The organism is Maribacter dokdonensis DSW-8 (assembly GCF_001447995.1).
In the GTDB taxonomy this organism is placed as follows: domain Bacteria; phylum Bacteroidota; class Bacteroidia; order Flavobacteriales; family Flavobacteriaceae; genus Maribacter; species Maribacter dokdonensis.
The window spans coordinates 2,142,034-2,159,158 of record NZ_LDPE01000001.1 but is presented as its reverse complement, the minus strand read 5'-3'; the positions used below and the strand labels follow the sequence as shown (position 1 = coordinate 2,159,158).

At 35.1% G+C, this 17,125-nt stretch carries 15 protein-coding genes; 7 read left to right on the top strand and 8 right to left on the bottom strand.

Annotation, left to right across the window (positions count from 1 at the left end):
* Positions 1 to 16: 16 nt before the first annotated feature.
* The gene (locus I600_RS09335; protein WP_058104158.1) at positions 17 to 226 is read right to left on the bottom strand and encodes a CDGSH iron-sulfur domain-containing protein; all 210 of its coding nucleotides are present in this window, start codon (positions 224 to 226) and stop codon (positions 17 to 19) included.
* A 173-nt stretch (positions 227 to 399) separates the two neighbouring features.
* Positions 400 to 1,878 carry a sensor histidine kinase gene (locus I600_RS09330; RefSeq protein ID WP_058104157.1) on the bottom strand — a complete coding sequence of 493 codons (1,479 nt, stop codon included), beginning with the start codon at positions 1,876 to 1,878 and terminating at the stop codon, positions 400 to 402.
* A 269-nt stretch (positions 1,879 to 2,147) separates the two neighbouring features.
* Here I600_RS09330 and I600_RS09325 point away from each other — a divergent pair, with 269 nt between their 5' ends.
* Positions 2,148 to 2,834 (top strand): GNAT family N-acetyltransferase, encoded by a 687-nt coding sequence (locus I600_RS09325; RefSeq protein WP_058104156.1) that lies wholly within the window; start codon positions 2,148 to 2,150, stop codon positions 2,832 to 2,834.
* A 113-nt stretch (positions 2,835 to 2,947) separates the two neighbouring features.
* Here I600_RS09325 and I600_RS09320 read toward each other — a convergent pair whose 3' ends face one another.
* Positions 2,948 to 3,508 carry a hypothetical protein gene (locus I600_RS09320; protein WP_058104155.1) on the bottom strand — a complete coding sequence of 187 codons (561 nt, stop codon included), beginning with the start codon at positions 3,506 to 3,508 and terminating at the stop codon, positions 2,948 to 2,950.
* A gap of 86 nt (positions 3,509 to 3,594) precedes the next feature.
* On the opposite strand from I600_RS09320, the gene I600_RS09315 reads away from it, so the two are divergent.
* From I600_RS09315 to recQ, 5 genes are all read left to right on the top strand, one after another.
* Positions 3,595 to 4,500: an IS1595 family transposase gene (locus tag I600_RS09315; RefSeq protein ID WP_058104154.1), complete on the top strand. Its 906-nt coding sequence runs from the start codon at positions 3,595 to 3,597 to the stop codon at positions 4,498 to 4,500.
* Positions 4,493 to 5,614 (top strand): virulence RhuM family protein, encoded by a 1,122-nt coding sequence (locus I600_RS09310; RefSeq protein WP_082642921.1) that lies wholly within the window; start codon positions 4,493 to 4,495, stop codon positions 5,612 to 5,614. Before I600_RS09315 ends, I600_RS09310 begins: the two co-directional genes overlap by 8 nt.
* A gap of 4 nt (positions 5,615 to 5,618) precedes the next feature.
* Entirely contained in the window at positions 5,619 to 5,804 is a 186-nt protein-coding gene (locus I600_RS09305; protein ID WP_058104153.1) for a hypothetical protein, read from the top strand.
* A 413-nt stretch (positions 5,805 to 6,217) separates the two neighbouring features.
* Positions 6,218 to 6,550: a single-stranded DNA-binding protein gene (locus I600_RS09300; RefSeq protein WP_058104152.1), complete on the top strand. Its 333-nt coding sequence runs from the start codon at positions 6,218 to 6,220 to the stop codon at positions 6,548 to 6,550.
* 182 nt (positions 6,551 to 6,732) lie between these two features.
* Positions 6,733 to 8,817, top strand: coding sequence for a DNA helicase RecQ (gene recQ, locus I600_RS09295; protein ID WP_317038728.1), 2,085 nt, complete (start codon positions 6,733 to 6,735; stop codon positions 8,815 to 8,817).
* On the opposite strand, the gene I600_RS09290 is transcribed toward recQ, so the two are convergent.
* The 4 genes from I600_RS09290 to metG form a co-directional block, all read right to left on the bottom strand.
* On the bottom strand, positions 8,814 to 9,647 hold the full coding sequence (locus I600_RS09290; protein WP_058104151.1) for a phosphatase PAP2 family protein: 834 nt from the start codon (positions 9,645 to 9,647) through the stop codon (positions 8,814 to 8,816). The two genes, recQ and I600_RS09290, sit on opposite strands and share 4 nt — an antisense overlap.
* A gap of 79 nt (positions 9,648 to 9,726) precedes the next feature.
* Complete coding sequence (locus I600_RS09285) at positions 9,727 to 10,629, bottom strand: histone deacetylase family protein (RefSeq protein ID WP_058104150.1); 903 nt, start codon at positions 10,627 to 10,629, stop codon at positions 9,727 to 9,729.
* 7 nt (positions 10,630 to 10,636) lie between these two features.
* Positions 10,637 to 12,760 carry a Tex family protein gene (locus I600_RS09280; protein WP_058104149.1) on the bottom strand — a complete coding sequence of 708 codons (2,124 nt, stop codon included), beginning with the start codon at positions 12,758 to 12,760 and terminating at the stop codon, positions 10,637 to 10,639.
* Positions 12,761 to 12,882: 122 nt separating this feature from the next.
* Positions 12,883 to 14,970 carry a methionine--tRNA ligase gene (metG, locus tag I600_RS09275; protein WP_058104148.1) on the bottom strand — a complete coding sequence of 696 codons (2,088 nt, stop codon included), beginning with the start codon at positions 14,968 to 14,970 and terminating at the stop codon, positions 12,883 to 12,885.
* 211 nt (positions 14,971 to 15,181) lie between these two features.
* On the opposite strand from metG, the gene I600_RS09270 reads away from it, so the two are divergent.
* Positions 15,182 to 15,361: a hypothetical protein gene (locus I600_RS09270; RefSeq protein WP_058104147.1), complete on the top strand. Its 180-nt coding sequence runs from the start codon at positions 15,182 to 15,184 to the stop codon at positions 15,359 to 15,361.
* Positions 15,362 to 15,415: 54 nt separating this feature from the next.
* Here I600_RS09270 and I600_RS09265 read toward each other — a convergent pair whose 3' ends face one another.
* Positions 15,416 to 17,119, bottom strand: a complete 1,704-nt coding sequence (locus I600_RS09265; protein ID WP_058104146.1) for a DUF1501 domain-containing protein — start codon at positions 17,117 to 17,119, stop codon at positions 15,416 to 15,418.
* Between the last annotated feature and the right edge of the window lie 6 nt (positions 17,120 to 17,125).

Here is a 17,125-nt window from a genome sequence, read left to right as displayed (position 1 = left end):
GGCAGATTTGTTTTGATTATCCTATAAATTCTATTTTTCTATGGGCACCATCGCAAAACGGTTTGTTTTCAGATGCGCCACAACGACAAAAACCTGTGGTACCTTCTTTAGTTACAATTTCACCTGAGGCCAATTGTATTTCTAGGTTTCCTTTAACTTTTAAAGGACCGTTGTTGGCTACAATAATAGTGGTGACGCATTGGTCATTTGATTTGTTTTCTTCCATTTGTAAATTGTTGATTTTAGAATTTTTAAGTTAGGAAAAAAATGATTCTTTTAAGAAGATAATTGGAACTGGTTTGTAAAACAATACTCTTTTAAGCCACAATAGCTTTTGAGAAGGTTTATGTTACTTTGGATTGTAGGGTGAGCCTATACATCAATGCTTTGTAAGGTATCTTAATCTGGTAAAATATTCTCAAAACTTAGGGTGAACTTAGTGCCTTTGTTGATTTCGCTTTCGCATATTATTTTTCCACCATTCATTTCTGCAAAATCTTTTGTAATCAAAAGCCCAAAACCGGTACCGACTTCACCTTTGGTGCCTTTTTTGGTTTGGGGACAATGTTCGTTTTTTGAATTGAACCAATCTACTTGCATACCTGTTCCAAAATCTTCAACGATGATGTCAATTGTATCGGAGTTACATTTTGAAGAGAACATAATTTTTTGACCGTATTCACTGAACTTTATAGCATTTGATAAAAGGTTACGTAGCATAACCTTTAACATATTCTGGTCTATGTAAATAACGGGACATAAAACCTCTTGTTCTATAGTTATATTTTTATCAAGTGCAGCCCGTTCAAATTCCTTTATGATAGTAATGAAAATTGCATTTAAATCACATTGTTCTTTATGGACCTTAACGCCTTCTAGTTGTTTATAAGACCAGTCTAACAAAGTGTTGATCATTGATACCCTGTCATTGACATCACTTTTTAATTTGGATGTAATTTCCTTTAATGGACTATCTGATAATTTATTTTCTATCAATTCAATTAAGGTACTAACATTGTTGAGTGGACCTCTTACATCATGCGTAAGCAAGGAGAATAGTTTGTTTTTTAATTTATTTACCGTTTCAAGTTCTTTATTTTGAATTTCAAGTTCCTTTTTGGCTAATTGTAATTGTTTGGTTTGCACATCAACTTCATATTCTAATCTATTATTGGCCTCTACCTGTATTCTCTTATTTTCATCTTGAATAGATTTGAATTTGAAACCCATTAATATGGAGAAAAGTATGATCTGTAAGGTTATTAAAATTGAGGTGATTAATAATATATAGTCAGTTTTGATATTAAAAAAATAACTTAACAACCAGGTAATTACGTATAAGATCGAGGCTAAAAGGTAAGGTGTATAGGAATAGAGGTAGTATTTATTGAATTTTTCTGCATGAAATAATTTAACTCCTGAAATGATATTTAATATCATGGTTGCCAATGCGGTAAAAGCGGCTAATAATTCTAGAAGTTTGCTAAAGGTATTGTAGCCAGCGATAATGATGTTAAGAATATGAATAATGGTTAAGGCAATTGTTGCTACAATTAGAAATTTATAGGTTTTGTTTAACCTTGGTGTCTTATACTGGTTTATGGCAAGATAATTCCTTGTAAAGATTAAAAACCCAAAGGTGGTAACCATAGCCGTGATCAACGATGTATTTTGAACTAGTAGAGAAAAGCTCTTATCTGCATCGAATAGCAATAAATAGAGCGTAAAATGAGCGGTTAAGCCTATCAATATAACACAGTAGTAAAGTAATGCCTTATACCTTAGAATTATGTAAAGTAATATGTGATAGATAGCAAAAACACCAAATATTGCCGTAAAAATAAAAGTTTCAAAATATTGATAATCAATAACGTTCATAAGTGCAATAGGTGTATTAGGTGATACAAAAAGAAGTTTTCATTGTAACTTCTAGCCTATACTATTCCAGAACATATAGAATATAGGTTTTCAAAATGGTTGGTTTATTAATTACTTTGTTTAAAATAGATAAAAAAGCTTATTTAATTAAACAATGTTCTTTTTTTAATATTAAAAAGCGTTCTAATTATATTTATTTAACAAAAATCTTTACTAGTCGTAAATATATAGTTAGCTAAGATTTAAATTGTACTGTTTATATTTATATAATGACAGCGTTAGAACAGCAACTTAAAAATCCGGTGTGGTATTCCTTAAATGAAACTCACAAAAAATTTGCGGTTAAGTATAAGGAAGTATTATTTTATGATCAAGAAGTGTGCACTTTTGGTGCATTTTTTGATGAAGATAGAACCACTGCCGCTTCAAACCAATACCTTAAAACTACCGATAGTTTTTTCTTTGTATCAGAAAATAAAACTCCAAAAGTTGATAGTGCCCATATTTTTTTGGAAAAGAAAATAGATGGTTGTCAAATGGTTCTGAATGAGTTATCAGATGTTTCTATCACTGAGAAAATTGTTTTATTGGGAGATGAACATATCAATGAAATATATGATTTGGTTTGGTTGGTAATGCCCGGATATTACAGAAGAAGAACTTTTGAAATGGGTAATTACTACGGTATTTTTAAGGAAGGTAAATTGGTTTCAATAACAGGTCAACGAATGCAAACAGATCTTTTTATTGAGGTTAGTGCCGTTGTCACCCATCCGGATTTTACGAGACGAGGACTTGCAAAACAATTAATTGCACATACAACAAAAGAGATTCTAAAAGAGAATAAGAAGCCCATTCTTCACACCAATAAGGGTAACTCTGCAATACCTCTGTATGAAAAATTAGGATATACTTTAACTAGAGATATGAATTGGTGGTTATATCGTAGAAAATAATATAACTCTTCTATGTTTTGTAAATTACTGTAAATCGGTAACTATATACAACATTACACCGATTAGATGAAGATATTAATACCAATTATAATTGGATTATGTTTTAATGTAATTCAATTAAAGAAGTTGTTTTTTATTAAAATAACGAATGTTATAACACTAAGTATAAACAGTATTAGTCTTGTTATACCACTATCCATTATCATTTTTATTTTATTGTTTGCAGATACAAAGACTAAAGATTTTAATTTTTTAGTAAGATTTAATATATATAGTTTGATCTTTTGGATTAATGTAGGAAACTTAATTCTGTATTTTACATCTGAATGTCTATAGTATATTCTTCCACTTTCCGTTAATTCTAAAACATAACAATCATTTGTTTTACTAGTTATTTTTGCGTAACCCATGTAAGTTGCATTTTGCTTATTCATAAACCGATCTAAGGTTATTTTCATTTTGTTTCTATCTAAAATTAACTGGTCTATCTTACCTATCCCATCAATGGTTAATGATAAATAACTAACTATAAAATTTGTACATAAATCAGATAATTTAATATCGTTTTTCTGATTTTCGGTTAAGTATTCAAAATTGGATTTAAGTTTTAAATCTAAATTATTTATATACTCGCTTGTTATAAATTTAAAATCATCATCCTCATTATTGTTCATAAAATTATTTTTTTAGAACTTAATTACACTAAATAATTAGGCTTGGTGTAATTAAAGTATTATCTTAGCTGTACAATAATACTATTATGATCAACCAAGATTTTAATTCGATAATAGACTTAATCAAAGCCTTTCCAACTCAACAATCTTGTATTGACCATTTAGAGCAATTAAGATGGAACGGAAACGTTGTAAGTCCTTTCGATTCAGAATCTAAGGTTTATAATTGTAAGGGGAACAAATACAAATGTAAGAATACAGGTAAATATTTTAACGTAAAGACCAACACTATTTTTGACAACACGAAAATTGAACTTCAAAAGTGGTTTTTAGGTATATGGTTAGTTACTTTACATAAGAAAGGTATTTCCTCTTTACAGTTAGGTAGAGATTTAAATATTACTCAAAAATCTGCTTGGTTCATGTTGTCTAGAATACGTCAATGCTTCGGTATTGATAACGATTCTCAATTAGATAATGAAGTTGAAGCGGATGAAACTTTTGTAGGTGGTAAGAATAAAAACAGACACGCTAATAAAAAGATTAAAGGTTCTTCTGATGATAAAGCGCCAGTTTTGGGAATGGTAGAAAGAAATGGTAAAGTAATAGCTAAGCAGATACCTAATACAACTTATGAAACATTATCAATCGAGATACTTAAAAGTGTAAAGGAAACAGCAAAACTTTACACTGATGAATATACATCTTATAAGCGCTTAAAAAGAGTTTACGACCACCAAGTTGTGAAGCATAGCCAATACCAATATGTACAAGGTAGAGTACATACAAATACAATAGAGGCATTTTGGTCTTTGTTAAAAAGAGGTATTGTGGGTATTTATCATTTTACTTCTAAAAAGCATTTACAATTATACGTTGATGAATTCGTATTTCGCTACAATTCAAGAACGTCTAGTGAAGCAATGAGATTTAATTTATTTTTACAAAACATAGAAAATAGAATAACCTATAAAGAATTAATAAATGCATAGTTTAGAGAACACAGAATTCATGTTCTATACTTCGGATAACGGTACTACGAACATCCAAGTAATACTTGATGATAAAAACGAAACTGTTTGGGTATCTCAAAACAGCATGGCTGATATTTTTGGCACCTCTAAGCAAATTATTAGTTATCATTTAGGTAATATTTACAAGGAGGGTGAACTAAATAAATATTCAACTGTCAAAGAAATTTTGACAGTTCAAAAGGAAGGTAATCGAGATGTACAGAGAAACATCGATTTCTATAATTTAGATGCCATAATATCAGTAGGCTACAGAGTTAGTTCACAAAAAGCAACCATGTTTAGAATATGGGCAAATAGTGTACTCAAGAACTATTTAGTTAAAGGTTTTGCTATTGATGATGATAGATTGAAACAAGGAAAAAATCTTTTTGATAAAGATTATTTTGATGAATTAATTGAGATTGTAAGAGAGATACGAGCTTCTGAAAGAAGGTTTTATCAAAAAATCACAGATTTATATGCAACAGCAATTGATTATAATCCTAAAGCAGAGATTACAAGGTTGTTTTTTGCAACCGTACAAAATAAATTAGAGTATGCAATAACACATCACACAGCACCAGAAATAATAAAATTAAGAGCTGATTCTAAAAAGCCCAATATGGGTTTGACAAGTTGGAAAAATGAAAAAAAAGGTGGAAAAATTATTAAGACCGATGTGTCTGTAGCTAAGAATTATCTTAAAAAAGAAGAAATAGGAGAGCTTAACACTTTAGTTAATATGTACTTAGATTTTGCAGAATTACAAGCAAAAAGAGGTAAAACTATGACTATGGCTGAATGGGCTAATAAGTTAGATTCCTTTTTGCAATTCAATGATTATAATTTATTAGATGATGCTGGTAGAATAAGAAAAGACGTAGCTAAAAAGTTTGCAGAAAGTGAGTATCAAAAATTTAGAATAAAACAAGATAAAGAATTTGTGTCTGATTTTGACAGGGTGGTTTCTAAGATAAATAAGGGGGAGAAATTACCTCCACCACCACCATTACCCCCAGCGCCACCTCCTTTATCAGATTTTAACAAAAAACTAAAACAAGGGTTAAATTGGAATCCTCACGAAAATAAATAGCATCATGGAAACAACTATGATTATTAGAGGTAAAAATTTTCATGTTAAGTATGAAAACGGAATTGTATCTGTACGTTCTGCTAAAAATATTGGTTGGGTTTCAGCCCAAAGCAAACCAATTAACGATCTTACTGATGAGAAAATTCAGGAGATGGCAACACAAACAGTAATAGGACTCGGACTTGCTTAATTAAATTCAGAAACATAGCATCGGTTTTGACCGTATAGTCTTGGAAACGTCCTAAGAAAGCGTTTCATTGACAATGCACAACGCTCATTGAAATTCGGAATATTGGTATATGAAAAAAGTTATGCTCTGCTATATTGATTTAGCGATGTAGTAACCATAACACAAGTAGTAATCAATCAACCGAAAAAAAAATACAGGGTATAGCACCCGAAATCAAACTTTACTTCTAAGTGTAAACAAGTATATAGTTGCCTGTAAATCAACAATAAAAACGTTTATAAACGAATGTAAACGACAACAAACGATAGTAAACGTTTACATACCGAATAAAGTTTCAGTGCTGTTCTAGGTTTGCGGTGTTGGGCTATAGTAGCTTGATAGTATGAACTGTTAAACCATTAAATTTTAGTAAGATGAACGCATTAAAGAACAAAGTACAGTTGATTGGACATTTAGGGCAAGACCCAGAAATTGTAAACTTGGAAGGAGGCAACAAATTGGCAAAATTTTCCATTGCTACCACAGACAGTTACAAAAATGCAAACGGAGAAAAAGTAGATGATACCCAATGGCATAATATTGTAGCGTGGGGTAAGACTGCTGAAATCGTAGAGAATTATTTGATAAAAGGCAAACAGGTTGCCATAGAGGGAAAATTAACCCATCGCTCTTATGAAACCAAAGAAGGTGATAAAAGATATATTACCGAAGTTAGGTGTAATGAGCTGTTGATGCTAGGAAAGTAATAATGAGTATCAGGTCTTTGGACTGTGCTAAAAACGGGTTGACACACATCTGAATATTAGGAGTTAATTATGTGTAAAGTTCAGTTGGCACCATTAAATCGGCTTTATAAATGTAGATGAATGCAAGTCTTAGTACAGTCCAAAGACCTTTATGGTATTCAAACTTCTTATTTTTGCAAAACATGATGATACAAGAGCAAGAGTTACTTCCCTTATTAAAGAAATATTTTGGTTATGATTCCTTTAAACCGAATCAATTATCAATTATTGAAGATGCATTGCAACAAAAAGATGTATTGGCGATAATGCCAACAGGTGGTGGTAAATCCCTTTGCTATCAATTAACGGCTCTGGCACTTGAAGGTACCGCAATTGTGATTTCACCACTTATAGCGTTAATGAAAGATCAGGTAGATGTGCTTAAAGCTAACGGTATAGCTGCAGAGTACTACAACAGCTCCCAGTCTGTAGAAACACAACAAGAAATTCTTGGAAAGTTAGAGAGAGGAGAGTTGAAACTATTTTACGTTGCTCCTGAAAGTTTAGGCTTCTTTAATAACATTCTCGGGAACTTAAAAATAAGTCTTTTCGCAGTTGATGAGGCACATTGTATCTCTTCATGGGGACATGATTTTAGACCGGCTTATACTCAGCTCGGCGGATTGAAAAGAAGGTTTTCTAATATTCCTTTTATGGCTCTTACGGCAACTGCCGATAAGACTACACAAGATGACATTGTTGATCAATTAAGTATTCCGAATGCCAATCGCCATTTAGCTTCTTTTAATAGACCTAACCTATATTTGGATGTAAAACCTGCCCAAGATAAAATAAAGCATATATTAGAATTTTTAGAAGAGCGTCCTTTTGAAAGCGGTATTATCTATTGCCTTAGCCGTAAAAGTACCGAGGCTATTGCCGAGAAATTGCGCAATTCAGGTTTTAAGGCCAAAGCTTACCATGCAGGTATGTCTTCAAATGAGCGATCATTGGTGCAAGAAGAATTTATTACGGACAAAGTACCGATCATTGCAGCCACCATTGCATTTGGTATGGGTATAGACAAAAGTAATGTACGTTGGGTAATACATTATAATTTACCTAAAAATATAGAAGGCTATTATCAAGAGATTGGTCGTGGTGGTAGGGACGGACTGCCAGCACATGCCTTGTTGTTCTATAGTTTTGCAGATGTAGCGCAATTACGAAGGTTTATAACCCAAAGTGAAAATGCAGATGTTGAATATGCTAAATTAGAGCGCATGCAACAGTTTGCCGAAGCCTTAAGTTGCCGTAGGATTGCATTGTTGAACTATTTTGGAGAACAAGTTACCCAAGGTTGTGGTAATTGTGATATATGTACCGCACCGCCTGCTTATTTTGATGCTACGGTATTGGCTCAAAAAGTATGTTCCGGAGTTGCCAGACTAAAGGAGCGTGAGCCTATGGGTATGGTGATTGATGTTTTAAGAGGGGCAAAAAACGCACAGGTATTAGAGAAGGGATATCAGCATATAAAAACCTATGGTGCCGTAACAGATGTTGCATGGTTAGATTTACAGCAGTATGTAATTCAAATGTTGAACCAAGGTATTTTGGAAATCAACTTTAGGGAAGGGGCTAGGATCGGGTTAACACCCTTGGCAAACGAAGTTTTGTTTTCCGGTAAAAAAATACAATTGGCCGTTCTACAAAAAGCCGTGGAAAAGAAAAAGGCACCATCCAAATCAAAAGTGAAGAAAACCGATTTATTCGAAAAACTACGATTGCTTAGGCAACAGATCGCAACAGAACAGAATGTTCCTGCTTATGTAGTTTTTGGTGACGCCAGTTTGAAAGATATGGAAGCCAAGTTACCTAAGAATGAAACGGAATTTATGGAGGTATCCGGAGTAGGTCAGGCGAAATTAGAGAAGTATGCAGATGTGTTTTTGCAGGAAATTAAAAAGCATGTAGGCACTAAAAAATCTAAAAAGAAAACTCACGATCAAACTTTTGAATTGTTTTCTGACGGATTATCGGTTTCTGAGATAGCCACGCAAAGAAACCTATCTGAAAACACCATTTACGGACATTTAATGAAAAAACATGCCGAAGGTGAGGAGCTAGATTTAGATCAGTTTGTTGACGCTAAAGAAATAGCACAAATAGAAAAAGCCAAATCAGAATTAACCGATGCTACAGGGTTGAAAGATTATTTTGAATACTTTGAAGAAAAAATGCCTTATTGGAAAATTAAGTTTGCGTTGTATATGTTGGATGCTTAGAAATTGACGGTCACACCCATAGTGCCTGGACCAAAATTTAAGTTCCAACTTACTAACTTCTTTTGGTTGTTGTACTTTTGGTCATATTTTTTATCCAAATATCTGTCTATGGATTCTACTGTTGCAATACTTATAGCAAAAGCAAAGACCATATCGCTCAACCAATGTTGACCGTCCCAAACACGTGAAATACCAGGTATTGCTCCTAGGGTATAAATTCCTGCTTTTACCCATGGACTCTTAAATTGCTTGCCTATGGCATATGCATTCGTAAATGCAAGTAGGGCATGTCCAGATGGAAAAGAATGGAAATTTCTGCTGGAGTTAAATGGATCAAAGGTATCCTTACCTAGATCGGCGAGCGGTCTTGCTCTGCCCACGACAGATTTTAAGACCTGCTGTAATAATCCGGCAGAGGTGGCTGAGGATATCAGTAGCACACCGGTTCTTCTAAGTTTTTCGTTTTTGGTTATTAATCCCACTGCATAAACACCAGAAGTTGCCATGTAGTTGTTTGATGGGCTACCGTAAAATTCTCCATAATCACGAATTACTTGGGGTACTCCTTCCCTGTTATTTCTAATAAACCTAGAGGTATCATCATCTGCTAAATATACCAAAGCTGTACCGCCAACGACCGCACCAAATTGAGCCCATTGATTTCCTTCCCAATGTAGAGGTCTTGTATAAGAATATCCCACACCTTGAAACATGGTGGCAATATCATACTTGAACATATTCCATCTTGTTTCAACAGAATCTTTACTGGTTTCTTGTGCACTTAATGAAATACATAAAATAAAGCCTAAAAGGATCAATAATTTTTTCATGGTGCAAATTTAATGGGTTGGTCGTTTAGAATATAGTGAAATTAGAACAATGTTTGATCCTATTACTATTGAAAAGACATTAAAAATATAGACGCTGTGCTATTCTAAATGTATTTGCATGCGCTTCAACTATGATTTTGATATCAGGAGAGTAACCACCACCCATGCTGCATTGTACGGGTATTTTTAGTCTATGGCAAGTGCTTAGAACAAACTCGTCCCGTTTTTTGCATCCTTCTAAAGTTAAACCTAAAGTTCCTAATTTGTCACTCTCAAGAATATCTACGCCACATAGATAAAAGATAAAATCTGGTTGTATGTTTTCAATTAGCCTAGGTAATTCTTTCTTTAAAATAGAAAGATAGGTTTCATCGTTGGTTCCTTTAGGTAGGGCAATATCAAGGTCAGATTCTTCTTTTTTGAACGGGTAGTTACCGGCTCCATGCATGGAGAACGTAAAAACCGATTCATCATTTTGAAATATTTCTGCCGTTCCGTTGCCTTGGTGCACATCTAGATCAACAATGAGAATTTTTTTCGCCAGCCCTTTATTCAGTAAATATCTTGCGCCAATAGCCTGATCGTTCAGCATGCAAAAGGCTTCACCATGGTCGCTATAAGCATGGTGGGTGCCACCGGCTATATTCATGGCAATGCCATTTTTCAATGCATATTCACAACCTTTTATGGTACCATCAGCAATAATACGTTCTCGTTCCACCAGTTCTTCTGATAGCGGAAAACCTATTTTCCGTGCCATTTTTGGCGAAATCATAATGTTCAATAAATCATAGAAATACTCAGGATCGTGTACCGCTACAATATACTTGTCATTTGGTATTTCTGGCTCAAAGAAATTAGCCTCGGTACATGTGCCTTCATGAATAAGTTGCTGTGGTAGCAGTTCATATTTTAGCATTGGAAACCGGTGCCCTTCTGGCAATGGATGTTTGTAAATAGGATGATAGGCTATTTTTAGCATTACATTTCTATTTGTGAAGCTTCAATTGAATTCGTTTTCTTGAAACATCAACATCTAATACCTTTACAATAATTTGTTGGTGTAAATGAACATGCTCGTTAACATCTTTAACGAAGCTGTCCGAAAGATTTGAAACATGGATCAATCCGCTTTCCTTAATACCTATATCCACAAAACACCCAAAGTTGGTAATGTTGTTTACAATACCTGGTAGTAATTGCCCACTGTGTAGATCGGTGATCGATTTAATAGTTTGGTCAAAGGTGAACACTTTTGCCTTTTCCCTGCGGTCCAGTCCAGGCTTTTCAAGTTCTGAACGTATATCCTCCAGGGTAGGGAGTCCAACTTCGGCGGTGCAATATTTTTGTAAGTCTATGTCTTTAAGAAGCGTTTTGTTGCCAATCAAGGAAAGAATTTCGGTTCCTTTATCTTTTGCCATTTGTTTTACGATAGCGTAACTCTCTGGGTGAACGGCAGAATCGTCAAGCGGATTTTCAGCATCTTTAATACGTAGAAATGCCGCCCCTTGTTCAAACGCTTTGCCGCCTAAACGAGGAACATCCATAATATCTTTTCGGCTTTTAAAAGCTCCTTTTTCCTTTCTTTGGCTTACAATATTCTCCGCTAATTTAGGACCAATACCAGATACATAACTTAATAGTGGAACACTGGCAGTATTGATATTTACGCCGACGGAGTTCACACAACTTTCAACTACCGTATCTAACGAAGTTTTTAGCTTGTTTTGATCTACATCATGTTGGTATTGCCCTACACCAATAGATTTAGGGTCTATTTTTACCAGTTCCGCAAGTGGATCAGCCAAGCGCCTACCAATAGAAACGGCGCCACGTACGGTAACATCATAATTGGGAAACTCTTCTCGCGCAATTTTAGATGCGGAATAGATAGAGGCACCAGCTTCGCTCACTACAAAAACTTCAAGGGGATCGTTGAATAGTACTTTCTTTACAACTTGTTCCGTTTCTCTTGACGCTGTGCCGTTGCCAATGGCAATAGCTTCAATTTTATACGCATTTGCCAATGAGCTTAATTTTTTGATAGCTCCGCCAACATCGTTTTGTGGTGCATGTGGGTATATGGTTTCATTGTGTAGCAAATTGCCTTGGGCATCTAAACAAACCACTTTGCAGCCCGTTCTAAAACCGGGGTCAATGGCAAGTATACGTTTTTCTCCCAAAGGAGCGCCCAATAATAATTGTCTCAGATTATTGGAAAATACAGCAATGGCATCATCGTCTGCTTTTTCCTTTGCCGCTTTTAAAAGTTCTTTGGATAAAGAAGGAAACAATAATCTCTTATAGGCATCTGTCAAAGCCATTTCAATTTGTTGGGCACAGGCATTATTTGTTTTTATAATTCTGTTTTCTATTCGGTCTAATAATCGTTCATCATCCAATTCAATTTTAACCCGAATGAATTTTTCCGATTCGGCGCGAAGTATGGCTAATAATCTGTGTGACGGACATTTGTTCAAAGGCTCGCTCCAATCAAAATAATCACGGAATTTCTGCGCCTTTTCATCATCTTTTTTTGTGCCGATCACTTTGGTGCTAATAATGGCAAATCTTGCTAATTGAGATCTGATAGACGCTCTAATATCTGTTCTTTCATTGATCCACTCAGAAATAATATGACGCGCACCTTCTAAAGCATCATCTTCATTTTCTACAGTATTGCTAAGGTATTTAGATGCCGTAAACTCAATATCATCATTACGTTGCGCCATAATGATTTTTGCCAAAGGCTCTAGTCCGTTTTTACGGGCAACTTCGGCTTTTGTTTTTTTGCTTTTTTTGAAAGGCAAATAAAGATCCTCTAATTGGGTAAGGTCTTCAGCGCGCTCAAATTTTTGTTGTAGTTCTGTTGTAAGTACGCCTTGCTCATCAACTGCTTTTATAATTGCTTTTTTACGTTTTTCAAGCGCTTCAAATTGTTCCTTGAATTGAACAATGGCTCCCACTTGGACTTCATCCAAATTTCCGGTTTTTTCTTTACGGTATCTTGATATAAAAGGGATGGTGCAATCGGCATTTAAAAGCTCAATGGTATTCTGTATTCCTTTTTCGGGCAGTTGGGTGTGTTTAAGTATAAAGGGCAGTAATTGCATGTAAAATCGTTTAGAACTTTTAAAAATACCCATTATTAGGTATTGAAATCAAGGTGTAGACCTATTTATCTAAAAACAAAAAGCTTTGGTGATTAACCAAAGCTTTTAATGATATATTCTGTTTAATTAATGGTCAATCCATTACCAACTCCATCCTCATCAGGATTTACAAATACCAATTTTCCATCGGCGTTTTCTGTCATTAATATCATACCTTCACTCTCAACACCGCGCAATGCTCTTGGTGCCAGGTTGACTAACACTGTTACCTTTTTACCAACAATTTCTTCTGGTTTAAAGCTTTCTGCAATACCGGAAACTATGGTTCTAACATCTAATCCGGTATCAACCTTAAGTACTAAAAGCTTTTTGGCCTTCGCTATTTTCTCAGCTTCGATAATGGTACCTACACGCATATCCAATTTAGAAAAATCATCAAAGGTAATCGTATCTTTTTGTGGCATTACTTGTTTGTTTTCGTTCTCGTTCGCTTTTTTGGTCGCTTCTAATTTATCTAACTGAGTTTGTATTTCAGCATCCTCAATTTTTCTGAAAAGTAATTCTCCTTTATTTATTTGATGTTCAGGCTTCAATAATGCTTTTTTATTAGAAACATCGTTCCAGTTAAGACTTTGGCTACGCTCAGTCCCAGAAGAAGATAGATTTAAAATATTCTTTAATTTATTAGATGTAAATGGTAAAAATGGCTCACTTAAAACAGCTAAACCTGCAGCTATTTGTAAAGCCACGTTCATAATTGTTTTTACGCGTTCTTCATCTACCTTAATGACCTTCCATGGTTCTTCATCGGCTAAATATTTATTCCCCAAACGGGCAAGGTTCATTAATTCTTGACCAGCTTCTCTAAAACGGTAACGCTCAATAGAAGTTGAAACGATTTCAGGGTATTTTGATAATTGCTCAAGTGTCTCTGCATCAACGTTGGTTAAACTACCTGTAGCTGGTATTTTGCCATCATAATATTTGTTGGTCAGTACAACTACCCTGTTAATGAAATTACCTAAAATGGCAACTAATTCATTGTTGTTACGTGCTTGAAAATCTTTCCAAGTAAAATCATTATCCTTTGTTTCCGGTGCGTTTGCTGTAAGTGTATAACGTAGCGAATCTTGCATTTCTGGAAAATCCACTAAATATTCATGTAACCAAACCGCCCAATTTTTAGATGTAGAAAGCTTGTTTCCTTCTAAGTTCAAGAACTCGTTTGCAGGAACGTTTTCCGGTAAAATATAGCTTCCTTCTGCCTTTAGCATGGATGGGAAAATAATACAGTGAAAAACAATATTATCCTTACCTATAAAGTGCACCAATTTAGTGTCTTTATCTTTCCAATACGGTTCCCAGTCTTTTCCTTCACGAGCAGCCCATTCTTTGGTAGATGAAATATATCCGATCGGGGCATCAAACCATACGTATAATACTTTTCCTTCTCCGCCTTCAACAGGCACCGGTATACCCCAGTCTAAATCCCTGGTGACAGCTCTTGGCTCTAAGCCACCATCGATCCAAGATTTACATTGACCGTAAACATTTGGTTTCCAATCGTCCTTATGTCCTTTTAATATCCAATCCTTAAGAAAATCCTCATATCTGTCCAATGGTAAGAACCAGTGTTTTGTTTCCTTGGTGGTTGGTACTGTTCCGGTAATGGTCGACTTCGGATTTATTAAATCCGTCGCATTTAAACTTGACCCACAATTTTCACACTGATCACCGTATGCCTCTTCATTTCCACACTTTGGACACGTACCTATTACAAAACGATCAGCTAAAAATTGCTGGGCTTCCTCATCATATAATTGGGCTGTAGTTTCCTCTATGAAGTCTCCTTTCTTGTAGAGTGTCGTAAAGAAATCCGATGCTGTTTTGTGATGAACGGGAGCAGAGGTTCTAGAATAATTATCGAACGTAATACCAAAATCCATAAAGGATTGTTTAATTATTGCGTGGTATTTGTCAATAATATCTTTTGGGGTAACGCCTTCTTTTTTAGCTTTCATTGAAATGGCAACACCATGTTCATCGCTACCGCAAACAAAGGCGACATCTTTACCTATTGATCTTAAGTAACGGGCGTAAATATCTGCAGGCACATAAACACCGGCCAAATGACCAATATGAATTGGACCATTTGTGTAAGGTAGTGCTGCAGTAATCGTATATCTAGAGGGTGATTTAATATCGGACATCAAAATAAATTAAGCCACAAAAATACTGAATTTGCTGGGAGAATTACTAATATCCGAGCAATTGAAGTTATCGTCCTAATGAAACTATAGTCAATATAGGATTGGTAAGTGAAGTAAATATTAGGGAGGTTACTGAAAAATATACTAAAACGAATAAAAAAAAGTTCTATTGTAAGAAAAAACTTATTTTTTTAACTAAAATATATACGGTATGGCAGTTTGTGATTCAAAAAAACTAAAGCTAGATAAAAGTTTAGAAAAGTTAGATATAGAAGGAAAGAGCGTTGAGAAAAACATTAAGAATGTGGCTTTGGTTCACAAGAACAAAAACCATAGGGTTATTAAAGAATTAAGATTTGAATCTAAGATGAACAATTCTAAACTTACATAAAAAAAGCCCTATTTACATGTTGCAAATAGGGCTTTTTCATTTGTGGGAAACAAACTAGGCTACCATAACAGATTTACTCATCTTTTGATTCTGTACATTGATTCTATAGATGTATTTACCTGTAGATAACTGTTCGGGCATGCGCTCTCGTATATTTATTTCTGTAGAACCTTCTAACATCATTTCGTTGAAAACGGTGCCTACTTTTTGTCCTAAAATATTATAAAGTTGAATATCTACGTGTGCAGAAAATGGCATTTCTAGGTAGATATGTGGTGTCTGATCCGTTGGGTAGAATGGTTTATGTACCACAGCGTTCAATAAGTCTGGAGTTATAGGTGTTTCGGCCTCTTCCCCTGGCGGTACCGGTGGTGTAACTTCACCATCACTGTAAGCTATATCTGGAAATGGTTCTCCACTACAACTAAAACCTAAATCTACCGGAACATAGGGTTTGTAATTCAATAAATGTGCCTCTACCAATGGAATGTCAACGCAGAGCCACTCTGCTAATACCGTGGCGTACAGATCTCTAAAATCCATTGTATATTCTAAATTACCTCTTCCGTCCGGGTCATCTAAAGTGGGGTGGTCACCTACAAAAGCACTACCGTTTAAGCCTGATCCAAAGAACAATGTTGGTGTGGCCTTACCGTGATCGGTACCATTAGAACCATTCTCGAAAATACGTCTACCAAATTCAGAAAAAGTCATGCTCAATACTTTATCATCTTGTTGAGTAAATGCAATATCTTCATAGAAGTTATTTACGGCTACAGATAAGTTGGTCATTAAACGTGCATGTGCCTGTGGTTGATTGCCATGGGTATCAAATCCTCCCATAGAAATCATATAAACCTTAGTACCCAGATTACCTTTGATCAATCTTGCTATAAGAGCCAGCTGGCGGGCAAAACTATTATCTTGATATTCAACTTGGTTTTGTCCACGTGTGTAAGCGTCGTGAATAATGCCTGAATATTCATAGGTTGTATTGGCAACACCTCTTAAGAACTTTAATTGATCACCGTACATACAATTGTTGAACAAGGTATCTTCTAGACCATAGACTACACCAGATTCGGCTATTTCTTCTAATTGATCCACATTTGAGGTGACAAAGGCATAATTGGTTTCGTCCCCTTGAAAGACCAAACTTCCGAATTGTCCAATTTGAATGGCAGCAGGTGCTGCTGGCGGATTTACTAAATAATCTGGGTAAATACTTTCAAAGTGCCTACCCATCCAACCAGTATTTAGTCCACTAAAACCCGTAGTTTCTATGTCTGTATTGGCAAAAATATCTGAACCTGTAAAGTGTGATAAACTTTGACCTTCATATCCTACACCATGAACAGCTTTAAACTGACCTTGATCCCACATTGGGGCAATGGAATTCATATAGGAAGGAACACCAAATTCATCGGTCAATTTAAGTACTTTACTTTCTGGTATATATATGTTGGGTCTTGCATTTGCGTAACTATCATATTGTTCAATAGGAATAACGGTGCTTAGCCCGTCATTACCGCCAGATAAGCGAATAAGTATTAGTATATTATCTGTTTCCGCGCCCGAAATTGCTGCAGACAATGCAGATGGGGCAGAAGCTGATAGCATGTTGGAACCTAACATCATTGAGCCTGATCCCGCAATGCCCATTGCTTGTAAAAAAGAGCGTCTGCTCCATGTTTTATGTTCTTCATCATGACCTTCGTGATGTAGGCCTTTAAATGGGGTATGGTGTGTATTGCACATAGATGT

Excerpts from the sequence above, each read along its gene's own strand:
- I600_RS09335 (WP_058104158.1), bottom strand. The coding sequence starts at position 226 with ATGGAAGAAAACAAATCAAATGACCAATGCGTCACCACTATTATTGTA.
- I600_RS09330 (WP_058104157.1), bottom strand. The coding sequence starts at position 1,878 with ATGAACGTTATTGATTATCAATATTTTGAAACTTTTATTTTTACGGCA.
- I600_RS09325 (WP_058104156.1), top strand. The coding sequence starts at position 2,148 with ATGACAGCGTTAGAACAGCAACTTAAAAATCCGGTGTGGTATTCCTTA.
- I600_RS09320 (WP_058104155.1), bottom strand. The coding sequence starts at position 3,508 with ATGAACAATAATGAGGATGATGATTTTAAATTTATAACAAGCGAGTAT.
- I600_RS09315 (WP_058104154.1), top strand. The coding sequence starts at position 3,595 with ATGATCAACCAAGATTTTAATTCGATAATAGACTTAATCAAAGCCTTT.
- I600_RS09310 (WP_082642921.1), top strand. The coding sequence starts at position 4,493 with ATGCATAGTTTAGAGAACACAGAATTCATGTTCTATACTTCGGATAAC.
- I600_RS09305 (WP_058104153.1), top strand. The coding sequence starts at position 5,619 with ATGGAAACAACTATGATTATTAGAGGTAAAAATTTTCATGTTAAGTAT.
- I600_RS09300 (WP_058104152.1), top strand. The coding sequence starts at position 6,218 with ATGAACGCATTAAAGAACAAAGTACAGTTGATTGGACATTTAGGGCAA.
- recQ (WP_317038728.1), top strand. The coding sequence starts at position 6,733 with ATGATGATACAAGAGCAAGAGTTACTTCCCTTATTAAAGAAATATTTT.
- I600_RS09290 (WP_058104151.1), bottom strand. The coding sequence starts at position 9,647 with ATGAAAAAATTATTGATCCTTTTAGGCTTTATTTTATGTATTTCATTA.
- I600_RS09285 (WP_058104150.1), bottom strand. The coding sequence starts at position 10,629 with ATGCTAAAAATAGCCTATCATCCTATTTACAAACATCCATTGCCAGAA.
- I600_RS09280 (WP_058104149.1), bottom strand. The coding sequence starts at position 12,760 with ATGCAATTACTGCCCTTTATACTTAAACACACCCAACTGCCCGAAAAA.
- metG (WP_058104148.1), bottom strand. The coding sequence starts at position 14,970 with ATGTCCGATATTAAATCACCCTCTAGATATACGATTACTGCAGCACTA.
- I600_RS09270 (WP_058104147.1), top strand. The coding sequence starts at position 15,182 with ATGGCAGTTTGTGATTCAAAAAAACTAAAGCTAGATAAAAGTTTAGAA.
- I600_RS09265 (WP_058104146.1), bottom strand. The coding sequence starts at position 17,119 with ATGTGCAATACACACCATACCCCATTTAAAGGCCTACATCACGAAGGT.